Here is an 11,229-nt window from a genome sequence, read left to right as displayed (position 1 = left end):
GACGACAACGCCGCCGCCCGCACCACCTCGGGCACCGTCACCTACGGCGATGTCGACACCTCCGACACCCACACCCTGTCGGTGAGCGTCGCCGCCGCGCACGGCACGGCCAGCGTCGATGCCAACGGCACCTGGCACTATACGGTCAACGACAGCGGCGCGGTCGACGCGCTGGCGGTCGGCGAGCATCTGGCCGACAGCTTCACCGTGCAGGTCGACGACGGCCATGGCGGCACCGACACCGTCGTGGTCAACATCACCATCACCGGCACCAACGACGCGCCGATCATTGGTACAGCCACCCTTGTCGGCGCCGTCACCGAGGATGCCCATACCCCCACCGAAACCGCGACCGGCACCATCGCCTTCGGCGACGTCGACCTTACCGACGTGCACCTGGTCTCGGCGGTGTTTAAGGGCACCGACTATAGCGGCCAGCTTGGTTCGCTCAACGCGGTCAAGACGACCGACACCACCGGCTCCGGCTCCGGCGGCCTGATCACCTGGACCTTCACCGCTTCGGATTCGGCCCTCGACAAGCTCGCGGCAGGTCAGGTCGTGCATGAAACCTATACCGTCACGCTCGACGACCAGCATGGCGGTGTCGTCACCCGCGATGTCGTCGTCACCATCACCGGCACCAACGACAACCCGACGATGACGGCGACCGCGACCGGGTCGGTGACGGAAGACACCCCGGCAGGTGCGACCGAGACGACCTCGGGCACGGTCAGCTTCGCGGATGTGGACCTGACCGACAGCCACACGGTGAACGCCAGCTTCGTGTCGTCGACCAATGCGGGTGGCGTTCAACTCGGCTCGCTCATCGCGGCCAAAACGCTGGACACGTCCGGCGGCACCGGCGGGACCGGGACCTGGAACTACAGCGTCAACAACTCGGCGATCCAGTTCCTGGCGGCAGGTCAGACGATCCAGGAGACCTACCAGGTCACGGTGGCCGACAATCATGGGGGTTCGACCAGCCAGAATGTCGTCGTCACCATCACCGGCACCAACGACAACCCGACGATGACGGCGACCGCGACCGGGTCGGTGACGGAAGACACCCCGGCAGGTGCGACCGAGACGACCTCGGGCACGGTCAGCTTCGCGGATGTGGACCTGACCGACAGCCACACGGTGAACGCCAGCTTCGTGTCGTCGACCAATGCGGGTGGCGTTCAACTCGGCTCGCTCATCGCGGCCAAGACGCAGGACACGTCCGGCGGCACCGGCGGGACCGGGACCTGGAACTACAGCGTCAACAACTCGGCGATCCAGTTCCTGGCGGCAGGTCAGACGATCCAGGAGACCTACCAGGTCACGGTGGCTGACAATCATAGCGGTTCGACCAGCCAGAATGTCGTCGTCACCATCACCGGCACCAACGACGCGCCGGTCATCGATCTCAATGGTCCGTCGCCGGGATCGACAACCTTAAACTACACGACCGGGGCAACTGCCACGGCTATCGCGCCAACCGGTACTGTGACCGATATCGACTCGGCCGATTTCAACGGCGGATCGCTCACTGTTGCCTTCAGCACAAACGGCACGTCGGCCGACCAGTTAACGATCCAGAACCAGGGTAGCGGTGCCGGCCAGATCGGCCTCAGTGGCAGCAACGTCACCTATGGCGGTTTAGTCATCGGCACGTTCTCTGGTGGTGCAGGCGGATCGAGCCTGATCATCAACTTCACTTCCAATAATGCAACCCAGGCGGCAGTGCAGGCCCTTGCCGACCACATCCTGTACTCCAATTCCACAAGCCCGACCGCGACCAAGACGGTTTCCTTCACAGTCAAAGACGGCGACGGGATAGCCAATGGGGGCACGGATACCGGAACTGCTACGGCGACAATTAATGTGACAGGGGGCGATGCTACACCGCCAAGCGTCTCGATAAGCCACCAGCTTTCATCGAGCCAGCAGGAGTCGACCTTCACTGTTCATGCGACGGATGCCAGCGGTATTCAGAGCGTTCAATTGTATGACAGCGCAAGCGGCGCGCCCGTTCTCATCTATACGATGACCGCCGCGGAGCTGGCTGCTGGATCAGTGAGTGGAGACTATGTCCATACATTTAGCGACGGCGTGGCCCCGTTCCCAGTCAGCAACTCTGTTCATCAAATTAGCGCGGTCGTCACCGACAACAGCTCGGCACACAATTCCGCGACGGCAGTGGACAGCGTGACATTCAAGACCAATGGCGGCGGCGGGAGCAGCACCAAGTTCACGGCTCCCGCCGGCACCGCCGGCGAGCCGATCAATCTTGCGCTGACCGACCCTTCTGGCGGCCAGGCCGTCACGGTCACGGTGAAGGATCTACCCTCAGGCTGGACCATCGACGGCGCCACGCACAACGCCGACGGCTCCTGGACTGTCCAGACCAATGCCGTTCACGAACTAACCGTCACGACCCCTGCCAGTTTCGCCGGCGCCGCGGTGCTCGACATCCACCTGACCTGGACCAACGCCGACGGCACTACCGGCAGCGCATCGATCGCCGACAATGTCGAGGCCTATGCGCCGGGTTCGCCGATCTTCGCCTGGTCGGGCGACGACGTGCTCACCGGCTCAAGCGGCACCGATCTGTTCGTGTTCTCGCAGCCGATCGGCAACGACACCGTGCACAGCTTCGACGCGGCGGCCGACCAGATTGACCTCGTCGGTTACTCCGGCTTCCAAAGCTTTGCCGAAGTTCAGGCGCATACCGTCGACGACGCACATGGTAACGCCGTGATCACGCTCGGAGACGGGCAGTCGATCACGCTGGAAGGAGTGCATTCCTCCGCTCTGGGCGCCGGCAACTTCGCCTTCGACCAGACGCCGGTGGTGAACAACACCGGCGCGATGACCATCGGCGACGGCGCGCTGCTGCCGCTGAGCGGCACAGTCAACAACAGCGGCATCATCTCGCTGAACTCGACCGGCAGCGAAACACTGCTGCAGGTCATCCAGCATGGCGCGACCTTGCAGGGCGGCGGGCAGATCGATCTGTCCGACAGCGCCTTCAATATAATCTCCGGTACGGGTCCGGACGTCACGCTGATCAACGTCGACAACACGATCTCGGGCGCTGGTCAACTGGGCGATGGCATGCTCGGCGTCGACAACAGGGGCACCATCATCGCCTCTGGCACCAATGCGCTCGTCATCGATACTGGCGGCAGCGTCATCACCAATTCCGGCACGCTGGAGGCGACCGGCTCGGGCGGCCTGGTCGTCGCCGGCGGGGTTGCGAATTCCGGCATGCTGTTGGCCAATGGCGGCAACATCACCATCCACGGCGCGGTCACCGGCGAGGGCGATGCCACGATCGGCGACCTGTCGAAGCTGGAATTCGGCGGCGCGTCATCGACGGATGTCACCTTTGCGCATGATGCGGCCGGCACGCTGGAGCTGGACGACTCCTTCGACTTCAGCGGGCTGATCGGCGGCATCACCAACGACGACAAGCTGGATCTTAACGACATCCTGTTCGGCACCGGCACGACGGTCAGCTACCAGGCCAGCCAGGATGGCAGCGGCGGCACTCTGACCGTGACCGACGGCACGCACGGCGCCGCTCTGCATCTGCTTGGATCCTACGACGCCAACGGCTTCAAGCTCGCCGATGATGGCCAGGGACACACCGTGGTGACCTACAATCCGGCTGAATTCACGCTGACCGGCATCAACGGCGGAACAAGTGAGTTCGCCGTGTGAAGAAGGAGAGCCGGCGGTCACGTGTAACTCATTTCGTTCCCTGCCGGCCGAGGATTCAGCTTACGAATTAAGGTTTACAGCAGGTTTACGAGCAGATCGCATGGCCAGTTGAGGGATCGAGAGTAGTATCGCTTCCGGGCAAGCAGTTTGGACAGGGGGCGGTTCGCCGCTGGGTATGTGAGTTTCGAGAACAAGCCTAGAATTGTGAGGGAAGCACTTCGCGCCTGCCGCCGCTATTTCCTCTTTGCGGCGGCATTCAGCTTGGCAATCAATCTGCTCTACCTCGCGTCGCCGCTCTATATGCTGCAGATCTACGACCGGGTGGTCACCAGTGGCAGCGAGACGACGCTGGTCATGCTGACGCTCGTGCTTCTGGCGGCTTTCCTGGCGCTGGCCGGTCTCGACTTGGTGCGCGCCGCGATCCTGACGCGCGCCAGCGCCCGGCTCGACCGGCTGCTTTCGGCCAAGGTCCTCGCGGCCTCCGTCGAAACCCCATCGCTGGGCGCCTCGCAAAGCCAGCCGATCCGGGATTTCGATACGTTCCGGCAGGTGATCACCGGCAGCGGCGTCCATGCCCTGTTCGACCTGCCGTGGTCGCCGATCTACATCGGCATCATCTTCCTTCTGCATCCTTGGCTCGGCTTCTTCGCGCTCGGCTCCTCGCTGCTTCTCATCACTATGGCGGTGCTCAACGAATACATCGTGCGAGTGCCGCTGAAGCAGGCCAACGATCTGGCCACCGCGAATTACAATTTCACCGAAATGAGCCTGAGAAACGCGGAAGTCGTCCGCGCCATGGGCATGATCGACGGCCTTGTGCGCCGCTGGGGGCGCGATCGCGGCCTGGCGCTGCGGCAGCAAGGACAGGCCAGCGACCGGGCAGCACTGATGTCCGGGCTGATCCGCTTCCTGCGCCTCACCATGCAGTCGCTGATCCTCGGCCTCGGCGCCTATCTGGTGATAGAGCGACAGATCACCGGCGGCTCGATGTTCGCCGCGAGCCTCCTTCTGGGCCGAGGGTTGCAACCGGTCGAGCAGATCGTCGGCCTCTGGCGCAGCCTGATCCTGGCGCGGGCAGCGCTTGGCAGGGTCGAGAAGCTGCTCGACGCTGGCGCACAGGGCGAACGCTCGTTCAACCTGCCCAAGCCCACTGGCAAGATTGCCGTCGAGCAGCTCAGCTTCGCCATTCCCAGCCTGCAGAAGGTGCTGCTGCGCGATGTCTCGTTCAGGCTCGAGGCCGGCGAGGCGCTCGGCATCGTAGGCCCTTCCGGCGCCGGCAAGTCGACGCTCGCCCGGCACCTGGCCGGCATCATGCAGCCCAGCCGCGGCACGGTCAGGTTGGACGGCGCCGATCTGACGCAATGGGGACGCGAGGCGCTCGGCGACCATATCGGCTACCTGCCGCAGGACATCGAGCTGTTTGCCGACACCGTCGCCTCCAATATCGGCCGCTTCAAGAGCGATGTCGACCGTGAGGTGATCGAGGCCGCCCGACTGGCAGGCGTGCATGAGATGATCATCCGCCTGCCGCAAGGCTATGAGACGCACATCGGCGAGGGCGGGGCGGTGCTGTCCGGCGGCTACCGGCAGCGGATCGCGCTCGCCCGCGCGGTGTTCGGAACGCCGAACCTCATCGTGCTCGACGAGCCGAGCTCCAACCTCGATGCCGACGGCGACCGCGCGCTAGCCGAATGCGCGCTGGAGCTCAAGCGCCGCGGCAGCACGGTGATCATCGTCTCGCACCGGCCCTCGACCTTGGCCAATGTCGACAAGATCCTGCTCTTGCGGGATGGCGCGGTCGAGGCCTTCGGCATGAGGAACGAGATCGTAGCGCTGCTCAACCAGCGCGCGGCACCCATGGCGGTGGCGACCCAATGACCGATATCGCCGCCACCTATCGCAGCCTGTCCAGCGCCGAAGGTGCGGACGCTAACCCGGATTCGATCCGAGGACCGGTCTGGGTCGGTGTGCTCATCATCGTTGCCTTCTTCGGCGTGTTCGGCGGCTGGGCGGCGATCGCGCCGCTCAACGGCGCGGTGCTTGCCGACGCGGTTGTGAAGGTCGAGGGCAACCGCAAGAGCGTCCAGCATTTCGACGGCGGCACAGTGAAGGAAATCCGGGTCAAGGACGGCGACATCGTCAAGGCGGGCGACGTGCTGGTCGTTCTCGACGACACCCGCGCCCGTTCCGAGTTCAACCTCTATTCCCAACAATATGCGCTGCTGCGCGCCACCGATGCCCGCATCCGTGCGGAGCTCGAGGGCCATGAGGCGGTTGCCTTTCCCAAGGACATCACCGCCGAACACCAGGCCTATCTGCAGGACGCGATGGCCAACCAGATTGCCGACCTCGAGAGTCAGCGCGCCTCGATGGCTGGCGCCAGCCAGATCCTGCAGAAGCGGATAGCCGAACTCGACGAGCAGATCGACGGCAAGCAGGCGCGCGTCGAGTCTTTTCGCGCGCAGCTCAAGTCGACGATCGACGAAAAAATAGGCCTCAACAAGCTGCTGAAGGCCGGGCTGACAACGCGCACGCGCATCCTGGAGCTCGACCGCTCCGCCTCCGATTTGCAGGGCCTCATCGACCAGGCTCTCGGCGAGATCGCGGGAAACCGCCAGAGCAAGGCCGAGCTCGAAAGCCAGATTGCGCAGCTCACCAACGAGCGACGCGCAAAACTCTCGGCCATGCTGATCGAGACCCAGTCGAGCCTCGCCGATCTGGTGCCGAAGATGTTCGCCGCACAGGCGACCGTGGACCGCGCCGAGGTGCACGCGCCCTATGACGGCCAGGTGATGGACCTCACCGTCTTCTCGACCGGCGCGATCGTCGCCCCCGGCCAGACCATCCTCGATATCGTGCCAAGCAAAAATTCGCTGATCGTCCAAGCCCAGGTCAAGGTCGAGGACATATCCAGCCTGCGCGCCGACATGACGGCCGAGGTCCGCTTCACTTCCTACAAGCAGCGCACCACACCAGTCATCCACGGCCGCGTCACCCGCATCTCGGCGGACCGTGTCACCGATGCCAAGACCGGCTTTCCCTACTTTGTCGCCGACATCGCGGTGGATCAGCAGGAACTCGCCGCCGCACCGCAAATCCAGCTTTATCCCGGCATGCCGGCGTCCGTCATGATCGTGACCGAGGAACGCACCGCACTGGATTACATCCTCGGCCCCCTGTCGACGTCGCTGCATACGGCGTTCCGGCAAAAGTAGTATCAGGAAGGCGACGCCACTACGGCATGATTCTGGTCAGTCAGAGATCTGGCTGACGTGCCGATACCAACGGGCTGCTAGATACCAACAAATACCAACACTTGGCTCCCTGCATTGGACTAGGTCCAGCGCCTAACGAAGATGTTCAAAGCGCCTGGGTCGAGGGTTCGAGAGAATTCAGCGCGTATGATAGGTGAAGCTTTGCAACTCGCCCTTTGAAGAAAGGGCTGGGAAGACGAAATAGCAATCGAATTGACATTACAAGTATCTGAAAAATATGGATAAATACTGCTAAAATAGGGGATGGTGCCCAGAGGCGGATTCCGACATGCAAGCTATCCCGCTGTTTCTACGAGTCTTTTATTCCCGATCAAACGCAGATACCGTCAGTCGTACCGTCACCAAAATCCCTTGAAAGTTGAGCCATTCCACTCTTTGTGCAATTGCAGTGGGTGAGTTTCATTCGTGTTTCCGCCGAAGGCAGACATCACCGGGATCGCTTGTGGTGAAAGCCTGACGCTCGGTACCCGACGCGTAGGGCAGCTCAGGGTGGAAATGCTGCCGTTCGTTTCGTCCACACGAATGAGCAAGGAGGCCAGGAGCGCGCGCACTGAGTACCTTCTCGCGCCTCTGCGCCGCCATGGCGACGAGTATTTCAGAAGTCGACGTCAACCCTGTTGTCGTTACAACTACTGGAGTGGTCGCAGTCGGCGCGCTCATCGTAGGTGCCGCCGCAAGGCGGGAGACTAGCTCAGTAGATCCGGGCCAAACGGGCATTTTGTAAGGTTTTCAATTCCATTTTCGGTTATGAGCACCTGCTCTTCAAGTTTCACGCCTTCGCGGCCGCCCACGGCGCCAATATAGGCTTCCACGCACAGCGTCATTCCCCGTTCGAGCACATAGTCGAATGCACCTGGGATGAAATCCTCCGGGTAGAGAATGGCCGGATACTCCTAAGGGATTGCAGATGCGTGATTTCGTCAGCGAGGGATTTTCTACCGCTCCTTGAATGCTCGCTCTGCCTGGTCCATCAGCGGCTTGGTCAAGTACGACAATGCCGTTCTTACCGACGTCTTGATGAATACCTCGACGGGCATGCCAGGCACCAATTTGGAAGATCCCAACTTCGCCAACTCCCCAGGCTTGGGGGCAACACGAACCGTGTAATAGCTGGCTCCGGTCCGCTGATCTTGGGTGAGATCGGCGGAAACCATGGTCAATGAACCCTCGATTTCGGGGGTGGTCTTCTGATTGAAAGCGGGAAACCGCATCGTCGCAATCTGACCGGGATAGACCTGATCGATGTCGCGCGTCGCGATCTTGACCTCGATCGCAAGCGCATCCGCGTCCGGAACGATCAGCATGATCTGCTCGCCTGGCGCGATCACGCCCCCGACGGTGTGCACCGCTAACTCATGAACACGACCGCTCTGGGGTGCCCGGATGTCGATCCGATTAAGCTGGTCCACGGCAGCCGTTTTCCGTTCAGATAGCTCCGAAAGCTTGGAGCGCGTTTCGATCAAATCCTTGCCGACCTCGGCTCGCAGGTCCTGATCGATCTGTATGATCTGAAGCTGGATTTCCGCGATCTTGCCTTTGGATTGGGCGATCGTTGCCGTCAGTTGGCCGCGCTCGCCTTCGAGACGAGCCGCTTCGCGTTCCAACGACGTCAGCCGTTCGATCGGAACAAGCTTCTTTTGCCACAGCGTGCGGACTCCATCGAGTTCCTTGTGGATCAGATCGGTTTCCTTCTGCTTGGCTTCGATCTGTCCCGTGTAGCCCTTGATTTCATCCTGCAGCTGTGTGACTCGCTCCTTCAATTGGGCCTTTTGGCCGGCCCTCGCCTCCAGACGCATCTTGAATAGAGCCCTTTCCGCAGTGATAGCATGTGCTGCCTCCGCCTCCGAGGCGGCGTCGTGGCTTCGTTCGATCAATGCCGCCGGAAACACGATCTGTTCGGCATTGTCCCGCTCCGCCTCGAGGCGGGCCTCACCTGCGAGCAACTCATCTACGCTCTGGGTGACAATTGTGGCGTTGGCCAGCGTCTGCGTCTTGTCGAGCCGAATTAGGATATCTCCGGCATTGACGTGATCGCCTTCGCGCACGCGCAATTCTCCCACGATGCCGCCCGTGGCATGCTGGACTTTCTTGACGCTGGAATCGACGACGACAATGCCCTGGCCGATTACGGCGCCAGACAGCCGCGAAGTCGCCGCCCAACCGCCGATCCCGAACGTCACAAAGGCAAAGATCAACATGCCGACGATTATGTACCGTTGGATAGATCGAAGCGCCGGGGGTATCAGTTCGCCTTCCACTGCGCCCCTCCCTTGCCCTCGGCAACCACCCTCAGCGGTACGGCCGGATGCAAGACCCTTGTTAGTACCTCTTCCCTTGGCCCGAATGATTGCACATTGCCATCGCTGACGACCAGGACGTGACTGACACCTTCAAGTGCCTTTGGCCGATGGGCGACCACGACGGCGATGCCACCACGACGCCGAACACTCAGGATCGCTTCCGTCAGCGCTTCCTCGCCCTCGGAATCCAGGTTCGACGTCGGCTCATCGAGAACGACCAAGAACGGATTCCCGTAGAATGCCCTGGCCAGACCGATGCGCTGGCGTTGGCCTGACGACAAGGCCATTCCCCCCTCCCCGACGCGCGTGTGATACCCATCGGGCAATGAGAGAATTAGATCGTGCACGCCCGCGGCCTTCGCAGCGTCCAGGATCGCCGCTGCAGTCGCGTTCGCATCGAAACGAGCCAAGTCGAGACGAGCGATATTGAGGGCTATGCTGCCGTCGAACAATTCGATGTCCTGAGGCAGATAGCCAATGTGCCTGCCCAGCGACTCGGAGGACCAGTGCTCGAGCACGGCATTATCGAGCTTGATTTTGCCCCGCACATGCGGCCAGACCCCTACCAGCGCCCGCGCAAGGGTGGATTTACCGGCACCGCTTGGGCCTATCACGCCGACCGCCTCGCCGCTTTGCATCGAGAACGACACGTTGGACAGCAGTGGTTTTTCGGAACCTGGAGCTGCGACGTAGAGGTTCTCGACCGCCAGCGCCCCAGTGGGCTGGGGCAATGCAAGCGGTTCCTCCTGGCGGGGTAGGAGTTTGAGCAGATGATCCAGCCGCTCGCTGGACTGGCGCGCGGCGATGAATCCCTTCCAGTTGGCAATCGCAATTTCAACCGGGGCGAGCGCGCGAGCCGTCAGAATTGAGCTCGCTATGATTATGCCGGCGGTCGCTTCCTGGTTGATGACCAGGTAAGCACCAACCGAAAGGACCAACGATTGGAGAAGCGAGCGGAAGGTCTTCGAGACTGAGCCAAGCCCGCTTGCAATATCGCTCGATGTTTCGTGAGCCGCGAGATATTTCTGATTGACGTCCTGCCAGCGCAATGCCGCCTGACGCCGCATGCCCATAGCCTGCAGGACCTCTGCGTTACGCCTTCCTTCCGCGGCCAATGCGTTCCGCAAGACAGCGTGTCGTGAAGATGCCTTGGCCGGTCCCCGAGTTCGCGCGTCCGTGAGAACCGTCAGTCCTACAAGGACGACGCCGCCTGCCAGAGCGGTCACACCGATCCAGAAATGGAAGAGAAAGCAGATGGCCAGGTAGATCGGCATCCACGGCAGATCGAATAAGGCAGTCGGACCGCCACTGGACAGGAAACTGCGGACTTGATCAAGATCGCGCAGCGGCTGCAGGCCATCACCGTCGCCGCGCGTCTTCAGAGGTAGCCTGACGAGCGCGTCGTAGACTCGCAGCCCCAGCCTTTCGTCGAGATAGCGGCCGATACGCACGCTGATCCGGTTCCTGACCAGATCGAGCCCGCCTTGCAGCAGGTACAGCATCGTCGCAAGGACCAAGAGCGCGACGAGCGTCGGAACGCTATGTCCCGGCAGGACACGATCATATACTTGAAGCATGAAAAAAGAGCCGTTCAGCATCAGAAGATTGCTGAGGCCGCTGAACAGGGCGAGAGCCCAGAAGATTCGGCGACAAGACACGAGAAATGTCGAGATTTCCGAGCGGGGCTCCTCGAACTTCGCATTCGACCAGCCGTCGCCGGAGAATACCCGGCGGCGGAGGGCTTCGAGGGCCCCAACGAAAAAGGTCTTGGTCTCTGCAAGGCGCGAGCGCCCCCCTGCAGCCAACGCGGCCAATGCTGTGGCTGCCATCCGCAGGCGCGAAAGTTTGATCGAATTGAGATTTGCCGCCGGCGGAATTTCCCGCCGCCCCTCAGAGACAGTCATGGCTCTTGCCTTTGCCAGGTGCTTACTTTGGAGAGGCGCGAT

General features: G+C 61.9%; 5 protein-coding genes and 1 pseudogene. 3 read left to right on the top strand and 3 right to left on the bottom strand.

Annotated elements, in window-relative coordinates; all coding sequences use genetic code 11:
• From YU3_RS0130955 to YU3_RS0130945, 3 genes are all read left to right on the top strand, one after another.
• The coding region (locus YU3_RS0130955; protein WP_027169833.1) for a VCBS domain-containing protein at positions 1 to 3,708 on the top strand (3,708 nt) is incomplete at its 5' end.
• Between the two features lie 177 nt (positions 3,709 to 3,885).
• A complete protein-coding gene (locus tag YU3_RS0130950) occupies positions 3,886 to 5,586 on the top strand; it encodes a type I secretion system permease/ATPase (RefSeq protein WP_027169832.1) in 1,701 nt (566 codons plus the stop codon).
• Entirely contained in the window at positions 5,583 to 6,923 is a 1,341-nt protein-coding gene (locus tag YU3_RS0130945) for an HlyD family type I secretion periplasmic adaptor subunit (RefSeq protein WP_027169831.1), read from the top strand. Before YU3_RS0130950 ends, YU3_RS0130945 begins: the two co-directional genes overlap by 4 nt.
• A 746-nt stretch (positions 6,924 to 7,669) precedes the next feature.
• On the opposite strand, the pseudogene YU3_RS40945 reads toward YU3_RS0130945, so the two are convergent.
• The 3 genes and pseudogenes from YU3_RS40945 to YU3_RS0130935 form a co-directional block, all read right to left on the bottom strand.
• Positions 7,670 to 7,828 (bottom strand): annotated as a pseudogene (locus YU3_RS40945) (aminopeptidase P family protein); the annotation flags it as partial.
• 90 nt (positions 7,829 to 7,918) lie between these two features.
• Positions 7,919 to 9,241 (bottom strand): HlyD family type I secretion periplasmic adaptor subunit, encoded by a 1,323-nt coding sequence (locus YU3_RS0130940; RefSeq protein WP_027169830.1) that lies wholly within the window; start codon positions 9,239 to 9,241, stop codon positions 7,919 to 7,921.
• A complete protein-coding gene (locus tag YU3_RS0130935; RefSeq protein ID WP_027169829.1) occupies positions 9,226 to 11,187 on the bottom strand; it encodes a type I secretion system permease/ATPase in 1,962 nt (653 codons plus the stop codon). The genes YU3_RS0130940 and YU3_RS0130935 overlap by 16 nt, the downstream gene beginning before the upstream one ends.
• Positions 11,188 to 11,229: the final 42 nt, after the last annotated feature.

Source organism: Mesorhizobium sp. WSM3224 (assembly GCF_000427725.1).
Classification (GTDB): Bacteria; Pseudomonadota; Alphaproteobacteria; order Rhizobiales; family Rhizobiaceae; genus Mesorhizobium.
This window is presented reverse-complemented; position numbering and strand designations above follow the sequence as displayed.

What these genes read in the sequence shown, in the direction of transcription:
- YU3_RS0130945 (WP_027169831.1), top strand. Translation starts at nt 5,583, where the DNA reads ATGACCGATATCGCCGCCACCTATCGCAGCCTGTCCAGCGCCGAAGGT.
- YU3_RS0130935 (WP_027169829.1), bottom strand. Translation starts at nt 11,187, where the DNA reads ATGACTGTCTCTGAGGGGCGGCGGGAAATTCCGCCGGCGGCAAATCTC.